The organism is Bacillus cereus group sp. MYBKT111-2, assembly GCF_051915205.1.
In the GTDB taxonomy this organism is placed as follows: domain Bacteria; phylum Bacillota; class Bacilli; order Bacillales; family Bacillaceae_G; genus Bacillus_A; species Bacillus_A paranthracis.
Genome location: NZ_JBQAEG010000002.1, coordinates 40,117 through 56,651 on the forward strand (window position 1 = coordinate 40,117; position 16,535 = coordinate 56,651).

The window sequence follows — 16,535 nt, forward strand, 5'->3', positions numbered from 1 at the left end:
CATACATATATAATGGAAAGCAAAAGGTGGATGAGAGTAATGATGAGAACAGAAACAACGTAATAAAATAATTCTTTCAAAAGGAAGGGGAAATGAAAGATGTTGAAATTACAAGGAAAATACAATGAAGCGAAAGTATTTACGAATAACGTTGATGAGACTGCGACAGGGCAGATTATTGATCTTTGTAACCAAGAATTTGTAAAGGATAGTCAAATTCGTATTATGCCAGATACACATGCGGGAGCAGGGTGTACGATTGGGACAACAATGACAATACAAGATAAAATCGTTCCTAATCTTGTAGGGGTAGACATTGGTTGTGGTATGGAAGTTGTTGTAATTGATAAGAAAAAAGAAGAAATTAATTTCGATTATTTAGACGAAACAATTCGTAAATTCGTTCCAAGTGGTTTTCGTATCCGAGATAAAGAACATCGATTCTCAAAAATGATTGATTTTGATGGTGTGAGAGCACCATTTACATTACAACGCGCTCAAAAAAGTATAGGTACTCTTGGAGGAGGGAATCATTTCATCGAACTAAATGAAGACGATAAAGGGAATGTATATATTGTCATTCATAGTGGTTCTCGTAATTTAGGAAAGCAAATAGCAGAGTATTATCAGAACTTCGCATATGAACAACTCACTGATGTTACATCAATGAAAGATGAGATTATTAAGAGATTAATGAAAGAGGGGAGAGAAAAAGAAATACAAGAAACTTTACGTGGAATAAAGAAGCCTAATATTCGAAAAGAATTAGCTTATTTAGAAGGACAGGGATTCAAAGATTATATGAATGACATGAATATTGCTCAAAAGTATGCTGCGTTAAATCGTAAAGCAATGATCGATGAAATTGTTACGAAAATGGACTGGAAAGTAACCGATCAATTTACTACAATACATAACTATATAGACATAGAAAATATGATTCTACGAAAAGGTGCTATTTCAGCTCAGAAAGATGAACGAGTCATTATTCCAATTAACATGAGAGATGGTTCAATTATTGCATTTGGTAAAGGTAATCCAGACTGGAATTTTTCTGGTCCGCATGGGGCAGGACGTATCATGAGTCGTAAGAAGGCTAAAGAATTATTGAGTCTAGAGGACTTCCAAAATACGATGACAGAAGTTTGGACTACATCGGTAGCAGAGAGCACAATTGATGAGGCACCAATGGTATACAAGCCAATGAATGAAATTATCGAAAATACGAAAGAGACAATAGATATAAAGCATATTATTAAGCCGTTATATAATTTTAAAGCGAATTAGAATGATAAAAGACCGCACATAAGGTAAAAGCTATGTGCGGTCTTTTATATATAAGTATAGTATTACATAGTCTCGCTAATTTTACTTTCACTACGAGTGTTAGTAGCAAGTCTTTTCTTAACTTTAAAGTGATAGTACGTGTAGCAAAAGATGATAAATGGTACAGTGCAATAGATTCCTAGACGTTGTTCTGGGATAAAGATTAGACTGATTAATATAATGCCATACAATCCAAAACCAAGTATTGGTACAAGTGGATAAAGTGGCGTTTTGAACTTTAAGTCTTCTAATTTTCCGCCGTCTGCTACATAATGTTTACGGAAAAAGAATTGAGAGACACAAATTGACATCCAAACAATGATTGTTATAACTCCAGAAATGGAAATGAGCCATAAGTAAACCGTTTCAGCAGCTACAACGCTTGTTAAAAGAGAAAAAGCAGAAATAGCAATTGTCATAATTAAAGCGTTTAAAGGTATTCCTCGTGATGATAATTTCTTTAAAAAGGCTGGAGCCATTTCATTTTTGGATAATGACCAAAGCATACGAGTTGCCGCGTATAGTCCTGAGTTTGCGACAGAAAGAACAGCAGTAAGAATAACAAAGTTCATAATATCAGCCGCATAGGGAATACCGATATTATCAAAAACGGCAACGAACGGGCTTTTTGTTAATCCTGCTTCTTCCCAAGGAATTAAAGCAACAAGAACAAAGATTGCTAAGACGAAGAAAAACATCGTACGCCATATAATATTTCTAATAGAACGAGGTAAAGTTTTTGCTGGATCTTCACTTTCACCTGCAGCGATTCCAACAAGTTCTGTACCTTGGAAGGAATAATTGACTGTAACCATTGTTAATAGAATAGCTGCAAGTCCATTTGGAAATAAACCACCATGATTCACGAAATTTGATAATAGCGGAGCTGGTTCGTCGCCTTTTAAATCAATAAAACCGAACATAGCGGCGCCACCAAGAATAATAAAAGCGATAATGGCAGATACTTTTATACTTGAAAACCAAAATTCTGTTTCTGCATAACTACGAGCAGATAGTGCGTTAATTGTGAAGATTGTAACGCCAAATATTAAACACCAAACCCAAACAGGAATATCAGGAAACCAGCGCTGCATTGTAATGCCAGCAGTTGTAAATTCAAGGCCGGTCGTATTCGCCCAGCTTAACCAATACAACCATCCGATTGTAAAGCCAGTTGCAGGATTGATAAACTTAGTGGCATATTCCTGGAAAGACCCCGAAACAGGCATGGCTACAGCGAGTTCACCAAGACATAGCATAACGAAATACATTAATAATCCACCGGCCATAAAGGCAAGTACGGATCCACCAGGTCCAGCCTGACTTATAATAAAACCAGATCCGTTAAATAATCCCGTTCCAATCACGCCACCGAGTGCAATCATGAATAAGTGTCTACTTTTCATCGTACGTTTTAATTCATTGTTTGTATTATTTACTTGCGCCATTGTTTTCCTCACTTTCGTAGTTGATAGCATAAATTTTGATGTTTTTCCGTATTGTGGAATATATTCCGTGATGTGAAATCTTCTTATAATTTTCAGATAATTAAAAAGAAAAGTCAATATTTTTTTGTTTGCGCTTTCAAATTATTGTTCGCAACATATTTTTATTTTTAGAAAATTGAATAAATAGATTGATTTCATTTCGAATGTTTGTTAAATTGATAGGTAATTGAGCGTGCTAACATATTACAAGTGAAGTAGAGGTGAGTTATGGTACAGTCCATTGATCGAGCGATAAGTATTATAAAGTTATTAAATTCTACTAATGAAAAAGAGTATTGGGCCATTTCTGATATAGCGGACAGAACACATCTCCCAGTTAGTACAGTACATAGATTACTTAACTCTCTAATCGAGCATGGGCTAGTTACACAAATTTCAGAGACGAAACAGTACAAAATTGGACCAATGTGGATGGAAATAGGATTACGACAATTGGAGAAGGTAGACTACAGATCAGTCGCAAGAGAAGTAATGAAACGATTGGCCTATGAAGTGGAAGAAAGTGTTTATTTGAACATTCCAAATGGAACACATTCTATTATTATTGAAAGAATGGATAGCCCTTTAAAAATTCGAGTTATTGATAACTTAGGGGAACAGATTCCTCTTTCAATTGGTGCTGCAAATAAAACGATGCTTGCCAATATGAAACAGAATGAAATGGAATATATTGTTGAGCAACTACTTTCTGCTTTACCAGAACAAAAGCAAATTCTTCTTGATCAAATAAAGCAAATAAGAAACGAAGGATATGCTGTCAGTTATGGAGAAAAAACAGAAGGGACAGCTTCAGTAGCTGCACCTATTATCGGATTTAATCATAAAGTAGTAGGAGCATTAAGTGTTGGGTTAATTAGTCATCGCATTAATGATGATCGACTATCTTTTCTTATTAGTAAGGTAAAACAAGCAGCACATGAAATATCAATAAAAATCGGCAGTACATCAGAACTATAATTTTGATAACTGTCGTCATTTTTTATTCATATACTGGAATTCATTTTCATAATGCGGAAAAATAGGGGGATTTATATGTCAAAGTGGCAATCAAAAGAACAATTGATTCAATTATTAAGCGGTCTTGTTGAAATTCCTAGTATTACAGGTACAGAAGCTGAAGTGATATTGCCAGACTTCGTTGTGGAACAATTATCTGATTTACAGTACTTCAAAGAAAATTCGCACCATTTGCAAAAAAATCCGACAGGGGACGGAAGATATTTTGTTACAGCACTAGTAAAGAAAAGCGATCGTACAAAAAATACCGTAATTTTAGTAAGTCATTTTGATGTTGTAGATGTACAAGATTATGGAGTGTGGAAAGAAGATGCATTCAATCCTAAAAAGTTAACGTCTATGTTTTATTCTCATAAAGATGAATTACCAGACCATATACGTGAAGATATAGAACAAGGAGATTGGCTGTTTGGTAGAGGAACAATGGATATGAAATGCGGCCTCACGTTACAAATGGCAATGATTGAGCAAGCTTGCGAAGGAAGGTTTGATGGGAATGTTCTTTTATTGGCTGTACCAGATGAAGAAGTAAACTCTGTAGGGATGAGAGCTGCTGTCCCAAGATTATTAGATTTAGCAAGAGAACATGATTTAGATTATAAAACAGTACTAAATTCAGAGCCTATGTTTTCAAGGCATCCTGGTGACCAAAAGAAATATATTTACACTGGTTCTATTGGTAAAGTGTTACCTGGTTTTCTTTGCTATGGAAAAGAGACACATGTAGGTGAACCTTTTGCAGGTTTAAATGGGAGTTATATGGCTTCATTAATAACAGCAGAATTAGAGTTGAATACAGACCTTTGTGATATTGTAGAAGGGGAAGCGAGTCCTCCGCCAACTAACTTACTTCAAAGGGACTTAAAGGAGGAGTATTCTGTACAAATTCCGCATCGCGCAGTCACATTATTTAATTTGTTTTTACTAGAAAAATCAATGACAGATGTCGTTTCATTGCTGCGTCAAAAAGTAACGAAAGTAGCAGAAAAAATAGAAGAATCATATGAGAAGCAAGCTTATCGTTTTTCTAAATATAATCCATTTATACCACCTAACCTCAAAGTAAATGTATTAACATATGAAGAGCTTATCGCTTATGCAATTGAACAACACGGGCAAGAGAAAATAGATGATATTCAATCTAGCATTATTAAAAATAGAGAAGATAAAGATGATCGTGCGGTAACGATTGATTTAGTAGATAAACTAGCTATTTTATGTAAAGAAAAGGCGCCGATGATTGTACTTTTCTTCGCTCCGCCATATTATCCAGCTGTAAGTTCACGCAACAACCAGTTAATTAAAGAAGTAGTCGGAGAAATGGAAAGGTATGCACACTTCAATCATAATATTACATTTGAAAACCAAAACTATTTTGGAGGAATTTCAGATTTAAGCTATGTGGGCTTACAAAATCCATTACATTCAATGAGTTCACTTGTAGATAATATGCCATTATGGGATAAAGGTTACTCAATTCCACTTCAGGAACTAGAAGAATTTGACGTTCCAGTTTTAAATATGGGACCGGTAGGGAAAGATGCACATCAATGGACAGAACGTCTAGATGTAAATTACGCATTTGAAACGCTATTAGATATGTTACCGATTTGCATTGAAAAATTACTTGTTTCTAATAAAATTACACAAGCGTAGTAGGGAAGGGGAAAATGAAATTATTTTAATATAATTAACAACTAAAACGGCCAAACTCAAGTAAATTCGAGTTTGGCCGTTTATCATGTAGTGCATTTCTAATTACATTCATGTGAATTTATAGTTTTACTTTTTCGTTTGACCAGATAGTTCGACAGACTTTTGTGTACAACGTTGCATAGCTGAAATGATAGCTGTTCGTAAGCCTTTTTCCTCTAAAGTTGCTACAGCTTCTATCGTTGTTCCGCCAGGAGAACAAACCATATCTTTCAATTCACCTGGATGTATTCCTGTTTCTAGTACCATTTTTGCAGAGCCTAATACTGCTTGAGCAGCGAATTTATATGCTTGATTTCTTGGCATACCATCTAGTACAGCAGCATCTGCCATCGCTTCTATAATCATATATACGTATGCTGGTGAAGAACCACTTACAGATGTTACAACATCCATTAACTTTTCACTTACAATCTCTGATTGACCAAAACTATTGAAAATGTTTAGCACTTCTTCTAAATCTTTTTCTGTCACCATTTCATTCGGGCATAATGCAGACATTCCTTCTCCAACAAGAGCAGGAGTATTAGGCATTACTCTTACAACTTTTAATTTTTGATTAAAGGCATTTTCAGTACTTTCAATACTTTTGCCAGCAGCGATCGTAACGATGATAGTATCGTTTTTTATTACTTCTTTAATTTCGTTAATTACTAATGAGTATAAGTCTGGTTTAATTGATAAAATTAAAATATCAGCATTTTTAGCGACTTCATTGTTGTCAGTAGTTATAGTTATTCCGTACTTTGTACTAGCATTTTCTAAATTCGTCGTGTTTAAATCTGAACACATGATTTTATTTGAAGACACTATCTTTTTGTTTAGCATCCCGCCAATGATAGCCATCCCCATATTTCCGCATCCGATGAATCCAATTTGTTTATCCATAATAATTCAATCTTGCTCCTTTTTAATAAATTATATCATTTCGAAAGTATTATCTTAATATAACAATAACATCTCTGTGCAATATAAAGAAACATTCTAAGAGAATATATTCCTTTTTGCAACATGAAAAGATAAAAATTAAATTATATTCGACATTATGTAAATGTATACACTATAATGTAAGGTTTATGTTTATAAATATGAGTTGAACTTATATCGATTTGTATTTTCATTCAGTAGGGCAATAACTTCATACAAGTAACTCGCAGCTCTATGTATTTTTAAAAATACCTCTTGACACTAAATCGAACTATATCGCATAATATAAAAAAATTAAACCGAAAATCGTTGAAGGGAAATAGTACATATGTCTTCTTGCGAAAGAGAGTGGAATTCACCGGCTGAAAGATTCCTCGTATAGAATATATCGAACCTATCCCTGAGTCTTAAATGAAAGTTTAGGCGTTCGCCTGCGTTATAGGCACCAAGTGGATATCTATGTATATCAATTAAGGTGGTACCGCGGAACAATGACCGTTTCGTCCTTTTTATTTTATTAAGGGCGAAGCGGTCATTTTTATTTTGCTCTTAAATAGGCTACGTGCAGCACTTATAAGAAAGCTGTATGAATAGAAGTGTAATGTATAAAAAACTTTGATTTTAGACTTGGGGGATAAAAAAGTGAAGAAACAGCGAATAGTTGTAAAGATTGGGAGCAGTTCTTTGGCGGATAGTCATGGAGGCATTTCTAAAGAACAACTTTCAGATCATGTTGCCGCATTGGCTCGATTGAAAGAGGAAGGGCATGAAGTTTTATTAATTACATCTGGGGCCGTTGCTGCAGGTTTTTCTGCTCTAGGATACCCTAGCAGACCTGTAACAATTAAAGGAAAACAGGCTGCAGCAGCTGTCGGACAAAGTTTATTAATGCAGGCATACACGGAGGAATTCCGTAAATATGGCATCGTTACTGCGCAACTATTGCTGACGAGAAGTGATTTTTCTAGAAAAGAACAATATAGTAATGCTTACGCGACGTTAGGAGAGTTACTAAACCGTTCTGCTCTTCCAATTATTAATGAAAATGATTCCATCTCTTTAGAGGAGTTAACGTTCGGTGATAATGATATGCTGTCAGCTTTAGTAAGCGGACTTGTTTCGGCAGATATGCTGATGATTTTTACAGATGTGAACGGTTTATATGATAAAAATCCTCAAAAAAATGAGGATGCGAAAAAATATTATTTCCTTCCTGAAGTTACAGAAGAAATTGCTTCTCTTGCTGGAGATGCTGGCTCAAAACTTGGGACTGGCGGTATGAAATCAAAAATTGATGCTGCAAAGACGGCGCTATCTCTTGGGGTAAGTGTATTTATCGGTACAGGACGTGGACAAGAGAAATTTGTTGATGTTTTAAAGGGGAAAGGTGACGGGACGTATGTCGGAAATGCCCCTCAAAAAGAAATGAAGATGAACAAGCAATGGATTGCCTTGCATTCGGTTGTTAGCGGTCAAATTGAAATAGACGCCGGAGCAACTACAGCTATCATTCAGCATGGCAAGAGTCTTCTTCCTGCGGGTGTTACAAATGTGTCAGGATTTTTCAAAGTTGGCGATGTTGTAGAAGTCATGACGCAACAAGGTCGCGTAATTGGAAAAGGACAATGCACATATAGCGCAGAGGAATTAAGAGAGATAAAAGGTATGCAAAGCCAACATATTCAAGCAAGAGGCGAAAGGCATAATTATGAAGTCATCCATAGGGATCATTGGGTTTCACTTTAAGAATAGTGATGTTAAAAAGGAGGAAATAAAAATGAATGAAGTGTTAGCAAAGGGGAAAAGAGCGAAAGAGGTTGCTAGGGAACTTGTACTAAAATCTACACATCAAAAAAACGAAGCACTTGCTGCAATTGCAAATCAATTAATAAATGAAACAGCTTATATTTTAGAGGAAAACAATCGGGATATAGAAGAAGGTAAGGCAAAAGGGTTTTCTGATTCTCTCCTTGATCGCCTTATGCTGAATGAACAGCGTATTGTTGATATGACAGAAGGGATTAAGCAACTAATTGAATTACGTGATCCTGTAGGAGAATGTGTAAGTGCATGGGAAAGGCCAAATGGACTATCTATTCAGGAAATGCGTGTACCACTTGGTGTTGTTGGGATGATTTACGAGGCAAGACCGAATGTAACAGTGGATGCTGCTACAATTTGTTTGAAGACAGGAAACGCAGTCATATTACGTGGTAGTTCTTCTGCTATTCATTCTAATAAAGCCATCGTTGCCGTTATTCACAGAGCGCTCAAACAAACAAGCTTACCAGAAGAAAGTGTACAGCTTATAGAAGATACAACGCGAGATAGTGCGAAGCAGTTGTTTACAATGAATGATTATTTAGACGTTCTTATTCCAAGAGGTGGCAAGCAATTAATCGATACTGTTGTGAGGGAAGCGTCTGTCCCAGTACTTGAAACAGGTGCGGGAAATTGTCATATTTTCATTGATGAAACAGCGGATAAACAAATGGCATTTGATATTATTATAAATGCAAAAACGCAGCGTCCATCTGTATGTAATGCAATTGAAACGATTGTACTTCATGAGAAGTGGGCAGAGCAATATGGTAGCGAGTTGTTTTCTTCTTTGAAGGCAAGAGGCGTGGAGCTACGTGGTGATCAAAAAGCATTGGCAATTGATTCATCAATTGTACTTGCTTCAGAAGAAGACTGGGGGACAGAATTTTTATCTCTCACGCTAGCAGTTAAATTAGTTTCTTCTATAGAAGAAGCGATTCACCACATAAATACGTATGGATCTATGCATTCTGAAGCGATTATTTCAGAAAACGAGGAAAACGTCAGCAAATTTTTCGTATCTGTTGATGCTGCTGCGCTGTATCACAATGCATCAACTCGTTTTACTGATGGATCTGAATTCGGATTCGGAGCTGAGATTGGCATCAGTACACAAAAGCTACACGTAAGGGGACCAATGGGACTTCCTGCATTAACTTCCACAAAATATATAATTCGTGGTAATGGACAAATTCGAAAATAAAAATAAAAGACACTCAATTCGTTTGGGTGTCTTTTATTTTAAAAATTATTTACCATACAAAAAGCCCAACAAGCATAGCGCTTAATAAGGAAACAGCCATTCCGCTCACAAGAAGCTTCCAAACATTTTTCCCGATGACTGATGATTTTTCGCCGCCAAATAATGAATTGTAAGTTCCATAAATCATACCTACTGTACTAAAGTTAGCAAAAGAAGCTAGAAATGTTGTGGCAACCGCAACCGTATGCGGTTGTAAAGACTTTAAGTTTGATTTTAAATCCATCATTGCAACAAATTCATTCGTCGTTATTTTGATCCCCATTAGTTCAGCTACATACATAGCATCACTGCCCGATAAACCGAGTAAAAAAGCGAAAGGACTAAAGATAATAGAGAAGATTTTTTGAATTGTTAAACCCGTTACAAAAAATCCTAAAATCCCATTTAAACATGCTGTTAAAGCTACATATCCAATTACCATAGCTAAAATAACGATAACCATATTCATCCCGACTAACATACTGTTGGAAATAGTAGAAAAGAAATCCTTTTTTTCATGTTTGGAAGGTGAATAAACAACATCTTCTTCTTTCGAAACTTCCACAGGATTTAATACATTGGCTAAAATTAATGCGTTAATACAGTTTAATGGGATTGCGCTGAAAATATATGTTGCTGGAACCATTGATAAATAAGCACCAAGAATGGATCCGCTGACGCTACTCATACTCATAATTCCAAAAGTCAGCAGACGATTTTCTTTTAAAACAGATAATTGATCCCGAACAACAGCAAGCGCTTCAGTGTTCCCTAAAAACATCATTTGAATCGAAAAGAAGCTTTCTAACTTTGGTAAACGAGAAATCTTTGAAATAATTGCACCTACTTTATCAATAATCCAAGTTAAGATTCCAAAGTAAGAAAGAATATCAAAGAACGTGATAACAAAAATGATAGGAAGTAATGCGCTAAAGAAGAAATCAATTGTTTGATTTTCCATAGCAGAAGGAAATGCAAATCGAATTCCTTCATTCGCACATGCCAGTAGCCAACTGAAAAATGAAGCAATTTTATTAATGATAATACTGCCTAGCTTTGTGCCTAACATAAACCACGTAATAAAAAGCTCCAATATGATGAGAATTACAATTGGTCTCCATTTTATATGTTTTTTATTAGGCGAACATAAGTAAACAATTAATATGACAACGAAAATCCCTAACATATTCAATATGAAATACATGTCAACAACTCCTTGAGGCTTATTATTTGTATATAAAAAAGCTCCTATTCTCCTTAATTTAGAATGAATGTATTTCAACTAAAATTTTGTTGATTCTAAAAATATAGAAGGTAAAATTCGATAAAAATAGAATTTAATATATAGCAAACAAGGAGGGATAAAAATGGAGGTCTATCACATAACGAGTAGAAAGAGGGAAACTTATAACGTTCAAGTGAAATATTCGATACTTTTCGAATGTGCGCTTGGCATTGCAGCAATTACTCATAAGAGGTTAATTGATACACTTGAAAAGAGTCAAAATGAATGGGAAGAAATTAAGAAATCATTAACAGAAGAAATGAGAGAGCATTTACAATTTGTCAAAGAAAATAATACGTGGAAAGCATTGCTTCAGTTGTTGTATGAAGAAGATTTTCACGATGTATCGCAGTTTCACGCTAAAATTGATTCACTTTCAGAAGAAGATTTGAAGTATATATGTTTACCGTTTTTAGGAGAGAAGTACCAAAAAAAAAGAATTTTAGCGGCAAGTGGAAACGTAACTGCAATACATGAACTAATGGAACTGACACAAGAACATCAGTTTTTCTCTACGTATATTCGTTTTATATGTGATGTTGATGTACAAGTGCTAAAATCCCATTTAATTGCTGTTATGACAGGTTGGTATGAGAGCGTTATTCAGAAAGAGGAAGAAGAAATACTTTCTATATTCAAACGAGATTATGAAGCAAAGAATGAAATGAATAAAAAAATGAAACCGGAAGAGTTTGTCGAGTGGGCTACTGGTGGCGTGAACTATATGCCAGAGCCAAGTGTTCATCACGTACTTCTTATTCCGCAAATGACATACAGACCGTGGAATATTGAGGCGGATATTGAAGATACGAAAGTATTTCATTACCCAGTTGCAAACGAAAGTATCCATCCTGAAGATCCATATGAACCGAACTATTTTTTAGTTCAAAAGCATAAAGCTCTTGGAGATGAAGCGAGGTTACGCATTGTAAAAATGTTGTTCGAAAAAGAACGAACATTGCAGGAAATTACAGAAAGATTGCAACTTGGTAAATCGACTGTACACCACCATTTGAAATTGTTACGTGCAGCGAAGTTAGTGGATATACATGATGGGAAATATGTATTAAGAAAGAAAGCAGTACAATCGTTAGCGAAAGAATTAGATGCGTTTTTAAATAGATAATATACAACAAGAAGGTACATAAAGGGAGGAATATAAAAGAAAAGTTGGTGTGTGAAATTGAAACATGTATTGAAAAATCGTTCGTTCTTTTTTATGTGGATTGGTAGTGCAATCTCAGAATTAGGAGGCGGTTTCGGAACGTTATGTAATTCAATTCTAGTATATGAGTTAACAGGATCGGAAATGGCTTTAAGTAGTATGTGGCTATTATATTTCATCCCATCACTCATACTGCAATTAATCAGTGGCCCATTTATTGATAAATGGAGTCGGAAGTGGATTATGATTTTTTCACAATGGATACGAGCGTCCGTATTCTTATTACCTTTGATAATGTTAGTTTCCGGTAGTTTAGAAGTTTGGCACATTTATGTTGTTCAAATTGTAGTGGGACTTATTACACCACTTTATACACCTGCAAGTCAAGCAATTACACCGAGCATTGTAGGGAAAGAACAACTTCAAGATGCAAATGCGTACATTGATGGAATGACTCGCCTTATGATGTTTCTTGCGCCAGTATTAGGCGGAGTAGTCATTCATTTGATTGGAATAGAACTTACATTATCTTTCGTATGCATATGTTTATTTGTTAGTGGTACTGTCTTACTTTATATAAAAGAAAATAGAACGTCACAATCCATTCGGAAAACGTGGCTAGAACAATTTCTTCACGGTTTTACATATTTTTTCACAAAACCAATCATCGTTTGGCTCGGTATATTTCTAACTTTTGTTCAATTTGGAGTAGGAGTAACAATGGTCACAAACCTTCCTTATATCAAAGATGAGCTATCAGCGGGATATGCGGAATTTGGTTATTTTATGGCCGGATTCCCACTTGGCTATGTAGTTGGATCTATACTAGTCGGAAAAGTAACATATAAAAGCCGGCGTATACTTATGCTTGGAGGATTGTTTATAGGGGGGCTCACATACATTTCGCTAGGGTTCAATCATAGTATTATCATTGCAATAATAGTTGAAGTAATAGCAGGGATTTGTATTGCATTTTTCAATGTTCATAACACAACGATATGCCAACAGTCAGTTCCGAACAATATGATAGGACAAGTATTTTCAGTGCGATTATTTTTCATACGATCCGCTATGCCGTTAGGTGTGTTAGTAGGGGGAATATTGAGTGAAATGTGGGGAGTAAGAGCGCTATATTTAATCATCGGTGCAATTATATGTGTCACCTCTTTAATAGGAATGTTACTTCCGTATTTCAAGTTTTTAGATGAGGCGATAGAAGAGAAAACAGCATAATTCGAAAAATCTAAACTTTATAATTGAAAATAATTATCATAATCAACTATAATAGAAGTATAGTAGTATTCGTATTAGAATGAAGGAGTGGGATATATGTTTATCGAAACGAAAACATTTACAGTAAAAGAAGGTACATCAAATATAGTTGTAGAACGTTTTACTGGAGAAGGTATTATTGAAAAGTTTGAAGGTTTTATTGATTTAAGTGTTCTTGTGAAAAAAGTAAGACGCGGCGACGAAGAAGTAGTCGTTATGATTCGCTGGGAATCTGAAGAAGCATGGAAAAACTGGGAAACAAGTGAAGAGCATTTAGCAGGTCATAGAGCGAGCCGTGGTAAACCAAAACCAGATCATATTATTAATGTAGATCATGCAGTTTATTATGTAAAATCATCGAAAGCGGCTTATCAGCAGTCGTAATATATGTAAAGGTAGAGGATATTTGTTTAGTAATAAACAAATATCCTCTTTTATAGCCCCTTATCCAGTTTGGAAAGGGAATAAATCCCATTAAAAACGCTTTTTAATCTAACTGAATTTCAAATTTAAGCACGTTGAATATTCTTATTGAGTAACATACTTTAGTTGAGATATATCCTGTTTATATGTCTAAATGATTTAGACATATTTTTAATAGCTAGTAGTTATTTGTCCGATATAGAAACTTAATATATAGATTTTATAATTAAATGGAAGTAAAATGATAAAAGAAGTGGTTTTACTAAATGAATTTACGGCTAAAAATACATCAAAATAATTAGGAGATACGAAATGAAATTATATTGTGAAAAGGTAAATTTTAATAATAAATTAAAAACATACGATATTATATTGGATTTTAATTCAATGGCGGATTTAGAAAAGGTAGCACAACTTTTAGAGGTGCAAATTTCAAGAGAATCTTCGAAGACACTTTTGCACTTTCAAAAAATGAAATTTGAGGCATATAAAGGTCCGCGAGCAGGGAGTTGGTACGATATACCAGCTTGTATATTTGAGGAATTCAGAATTTTAAATGAAGAAGAAGGAAGGGAAAATAGACTAATCAGATTTTACCTAGAACAAAAAAGTACTGCAAAACTAAATTTTCAACAATTTCTAACGACAAAAGAGATTATTAGGGAAATTGAAATGATTGAAAAATTTACTGAATCTAAGTTATATAAAGACATGAAGAAAAAAGAGAAATTTGGTAATTTGGAGTTAATTGTTAAAGATGTTGGATGCGGAAATTGGAACGAGATAGTTGAAAGAAGACGATGTTATTGTGATGGGGATTTGAAATGCGAGTTTTTTGATTGGTTTTTTAGATATAGTATGTTTCGTTTAATTTATGATTTAGGTGGAGATGTAAAGTTTAGTAATGAAGAAATGAATGAAATCCTTAATAAAGTAAATATAGATAGACCATATTACGCCGTTATTAGTCATTGGGATTTGGATCATTATAGAGGTATATTAGATTTAAATGATGTAGAATTGAAATTAATGAAGAATTTAGTTGCCCCATCTAAAATTCCGAATACTCTACAAGCTAATAAAGCTTTAAATCGTTTAAAATCATCAGGTATAAGAATTGATATCATTAAACCTTCTCCTAAAACGGGAAGAAGGATAGATTTGATCTCTCAAGGAAAGATAAATAATTTTGAGTTATTTCGTTCAACTGATGGAAGTAATATAAATCAAAGTGGTATTGTGCTTTCTGTTGAAGGAAATGATTCTATAGGTTTATTAACAGGAGATCATTCTTATCGACAAATCTATAAAGTAATTTCAAATTCAAAGATAGAAAAACCGTATGTAATGGTTGTTCCGCACCATGGAGGTAATGCTGGGAAATTTGATGAAGCTCTTTGGAGCACTGTTTCATTGGCATCAGGGTGTATATCAACTAAGTCAGCTCGTTATACGAATTTACCACAAAATAAAATACATAATTTCTTTATGAATCAAAAATCATTTCATTGTACGGAATGTCATAAAAGAGATTATGAACAGATGTTGTAAATAAGTACACTCTATCAGCAATGAGTTTTAAGTGTTATACATCAGATTAATTAGTGAAAACGAAGAGACACTTGTTTATGAAAGTTGTAAAGGGACAAACTAATATATAGTCTGTCCCTTTACATTAGTTCTTTACATCATTATAAAGTTCGAACGCCTCTTTCACATTCAACCCATTTTTCACAATACCATGTATCGCTTGAATCATCGCAGCTGGATGTTCGGATTGCCATATGTTGCGGCCCATATCTACGCCAATTGCCCCTTCTTGCAGTGCGTTGTACGTAATGTTTAATGCGTCTTCAATTGAATCTAGTTTTGGTCCACCAGCAATGACGACTGGGGCAGGGCAAGTGCTTGTTATTTTTTCGAATCCTTCGCAGTAGTACGTTTTAATAATGTCAGCACCCATTTCAACGCATACACGAGAAGCAAGTGCTAGGAAGCGTGCTTCTCGTTTTTGTAGTTCTTTGGCAACTGCGGTAATGCCGAGTACTGGCAGACCATAATCGTGAGCTTCTGAAACTACATTTGCGAGATTTGTAACTGTTTGTGTTTCATAGTCTGATCCGACGAAAACAGAAACGCCGACGCCAATTGCATTTTGTTTTACTGCTTCTTTTACAGGTGTAACAATTGTTTCATTCGCTAAGTCTTTACCGACGACAGTAGCTCCGCCTGATACACGCATAACCATCGGTGTGCTGCAGTTTTCAGGAATGCAGGAGCTAAGTACACCTCGCGTTAAAAAGAGGGAATCTGTGTAAGGAAGCAAGTTTTTAACTGTTTCAAGTGGTTGTTCAAGCCCGTGAATTGGTCCTAAAAAGTAGCCGTGATCTATCGCTAACATAACTGCTCTACCATCAGGTAAAATTGTATTTAATCGATTTTTAAATCCCCAAGTCATTCAAAATCACTCCTTCGTTAATGTTGGATTTTCCGTTTGAACAGTATCTTTATTTGGTAAATGTGGTGACTTTATAAAAACCGCTTTAAAAGGTTTGTCAGAATGGTTAATAAGATAGTGAGATTCATGAGGACGAACTTGCAGGACATCACCTTGTTTCATTGGAACTCTTTCGTTATTTACATAGAAATCTATTTCACCTTCTAATGCATAAAAGACCTCTTCGCACGTCGTATGATAATGGTTTTGAAACTCCTGCCCAGGCTGAATGACAACAAGGCCAAGATCAATATTGGGACCTTGTATTAAATATTTTGGCCCGTTATCACCGAAGCGATAGGAGAAGTCATTTTCATTCGCTTTTAGCATACAGTTCA

General features: G+C 35.0%; 14 protein-coding genes and 1 other annotated feature. Of the genes, 9 read left to right on the plus strand and 5 right to left on the minus strand.

Going from position 1 to position 16,535, the window contains the following annotated elements; translation table 11 throughout:
- Positions 1–99 precede the first annotated feature (99 nt).
- Entirely contained in the window at positions 100–1,287 is a 1,188-nt protein-coding gene (locus ACTFNE_RS05355) for an RtcB family protein (protein ID WP_270705838.1), read from the plus strand.
- 62 nt (positions 1,288–1,349) lie between these two features.
- Here the strand turns inward: ACTFNE_RS05355 and ACTFNE_RS05360 are convergent, their stop codons facing one another.
- The gene (locus ACTFNE_RS05360) at positions 1,350–2,774 is read right to left on the minus strand and encodes an amino acid permease (protein WP_000079973.1); all 1,425 of its coding nucleotides are present in this window, start codon (positions 2,772–2,774) and stop codon (positions 1,350–1,352) included.
- Between the two features lie 267 nt (positions 2,775–3,041).
- Here ACTFNE_RS05360 and ACTFNE_RS05365 point away from each other — a divergent pair, with 267 nt between their 5' ends.
- Entirely contained in the window at positions 3,042–3,791 is a 750-nt protein-coding gene (locus ACTFNE_RS05365; RefSeq protein ID WP_000250772.1) for an IclR family transcriptional regulator, read from the plus strand.
- A 75-nt stretch (positions 3,792–3,866) separates the two neighbouring features.
- Positions 3,867–5,507, plus strand: a complete 1,641-nt coding sequence (locus ACTFNE_RS05370; RefSeq protein WP_270705837.1) for a M20 family metallopeptidase — start codon at positions 3,867–3,869, stop codon at positions 5,505–5,507.
- Positions 5,508–5,633: 126 nt separating this feature from the next.
- Here ACTFNE_RS05370 and proC read toward each other — a convergent pair whose 3' ends face one another.
- Positions 5,634–6,452, minus strand: coding sequence for a pyrroline-5-carboxylate reductase (gene proC, locus ACTFNE_RS05375; protein ID WP_270705836.1), 819 nt, complete (start codon positions 6,450–6,452; stop codon positions 5,634–5,636).
- Positions 6,453–6,791: 339 nt separating this feature from the next.
- Positions 6,792–7,002: a binding site (T-box leader), on the plus strand.
- 131 nt (positions 7,003–7,133) lie between these two features.
- Between proC and proB the strand changes: the two genes are divergently transcribed.
- A complete protein-coding gene (gene proB / locus ACTFNE_RS05380) occupies positions 7,134–8,237 on the plus strand; it encodes a glutamate 5-kinase (protein WP_000744724.1) in 1,104 nt (367 codons plus the stop codon).
- Between the two features lie 31 nt (positions 8,238–8,268).
- A complete protein-coding gene (gene proA, locus ACTFNE_RS05385) occupies positions 8,269–9,516 on the plus strand; it encodes a gamma-glutamyl phosphate reductase (RefSeq protein WP_074542216.1) in 1,248 nt (415 codons plus the stop codon).
- Between the two features lie 49 nt (positions 9,517–9,565).
- Here proA and ACTFNE_RS05390 read toward each other — a convergent pair whose 3' ends face one another.
- Positions 9,566–10,759, minus strand: a complete 1,194-nt coding sequence (locus ACTFNE_RS05390) for a NupC/NupG family nucleoside CNT transporter (protein WP_000273608.1) — start codon at positions 10,757–10,759, stop codon at positions 9,566–9,568.
- Positions 10,760–10,922: 163 nt separating this feature from the next.
- On the opposite strand from ACTFNE_RS05390, the gene ACTFNE_RS05395 reads away from it, so the two are divergent.
- From ACTFNE_RS05395 to ACTFNE_RS05410, 4 genes are all read left to right on the plus strand, one after another.
- A complete protein-coding gene (locus ACTFNE_RS05395; RefSeq protein WP_270705834.1) occupies positions 10,923–11,966 on the plus strand; it encodes an ArsR/SmtB family transcription factor in 1,044 nt (347 codons plus the stop codon).
- A gap of 51 nt (positions 11,967–12,017) precedes the next feature.
- Positions 12,018–13,238, plus strand: a complete 1,221-nt coding sequence (locus ACTFNE_RS05400; RefSeq protein ID WP_270705833.1) for an MFS transporter — start codon at positions 12,018–12,020, stop codon at positions 13,236–13,238.
- A gap of 96 nt (positions 13,239–13,334) precedes the next feature.
- Entirely contained in the window at positions 13,335–13,661 is a 327-nt protein-coding gene (hmoA, locus tag ACTFNE_RS05405; protein ID WP_000469503.1) for a heme-degrading monooxygenase HmoA, read from the plus strand.
- A 351-nt stretch (positions 13,662–14,012) separates the two neighbouring features.
- The gene (locus ACTFNE_RS05410; protein WP_270705832.1) at positions 14,013–15,251 is read left to right on the plus strand and encodes an aldolase; all 1,239 of its coding nucleotides are present in this window, start codon (positions 14,013–14,015) and stop codon (positions 15,249–15,251) included.
- Between the two features lie 124 nt (positions 15,252–15,375).
- Here ACTFNE_RS05410 and lsrF read toward each other — a convergent pair whose 3' ends face one another.
- Positions 15,376–16,158: a 3-hydroxy-5-phosphonooxypentane-2,4-dione thiolase gene (gene lsrF / locus ACTFNE_RS05415; RefSeq protein WP_270705831.1), complete on the minus strand. Its 783-nt coding sequence runs from the start codon at positions 16,156–16,158 to the stop codon at positions 15,376–15,378.
- 6 nt (positions 16,159–16,164) lie between these two features.
- Positions 16,165–16,527: a cupin domain-containing protein gene (locus ACTFNE_RS05420; RefSeq protein ID WP_000909989.1), complete on the minus strand. Its 363-nt coding sequence runs from the start codon at positions 16,525–16,527 to the stop codon at positions 16,165–16,167.
- Between the last annotated feature and the right edge of the window lie 8 nt (positions 16,528–16,535).

Excerpts from the sequence above, each read along its gene's own strand:
- ACTFNE_RS05370 (WP_270705837.1), top strand. The coding sequence starts at position 3,867 with ATGTCAAAGTGGCAATCAAAAGAACAATTGATTCAATTATTAAGCGGT.
- ACTFNE_RS05390 (WP_000273608.1), bottom strand. The coding sequence starts at position 10,759 with ATGTATTTCATATTGAATATGTTAGGGATTTTCGTTGTCATATTAATT.
- ACTFNE_RS05395 (WP_270705834.1), top strand. The coding sequence starts at position 10,923 with ATGGAGGTCTATCACATAACGAGTAGAAAGAGGGAAACTTATAACGTT.
- proA (WP_074542216.1), top strand. The coding sequence starts at position 8,269 with ATGAATGAAGTGTTAGCAAAGGGGAAAAGAGCGAAAGAGGTTGCTAGG.
- proC (WP_270705836.1), bottom strand. The coding sequence starts at position 6,452 with ATGGATAAACAAATTGGATTCATCGGATGCGGAAATATGGGGATGGCT.
- ACTFNE_RS05360 (WP_000079973.1), bottom strand. The coding sequence starts at position 2,774 with ATGGCGCAAGTAAATAATACAAACAATGAATTAAAACGTACGATGAAA.
- hmoA (WP_000469503.1), top strand. The coding sequence starts at position 13,335 with ATGTTTATCGAAACGAAAACATTTACAGTAAAAGAAGGTACATCAAAT.
- ACTFNE_RS05420 (WP_000909989.1), bottom strand. The coding sequence starts at position 16,527 with ATGCTAAAAGCGAATGAAAATGACTTCTCCTATCGCTTCGGTGATAAC.
- ACTFNE_RS05410 (WP_270705832.1), top strand. The coding sequence starts at position 14,013 with ATGAAATTATATTGTGAAAAGGTAAATTTTAATAATAAATTAAAAACA.
- ACTFNE_RS05365 (WP_000250772.1), top strand. The coding sequence starts at position 3,042 with ATGGTACAGTCCATTGATCGAGCGATAAGTATTATAAAGTTATTAAAT.
- lsrF (WP_270705831.1), bottom strand. The coding sequence starts at position 16,158 with ATGACTTGGGGATTTAAAAATCGATTAAATACAATTTTACCTGATGGT.
- ACTFNE_RS05355 (WP_270705838.1), top strand. The coding sequence starts at position 100 with ATGTTGAAATTACAAGGAAAATACAATGAAGCGAAAGTATTTACGAAT.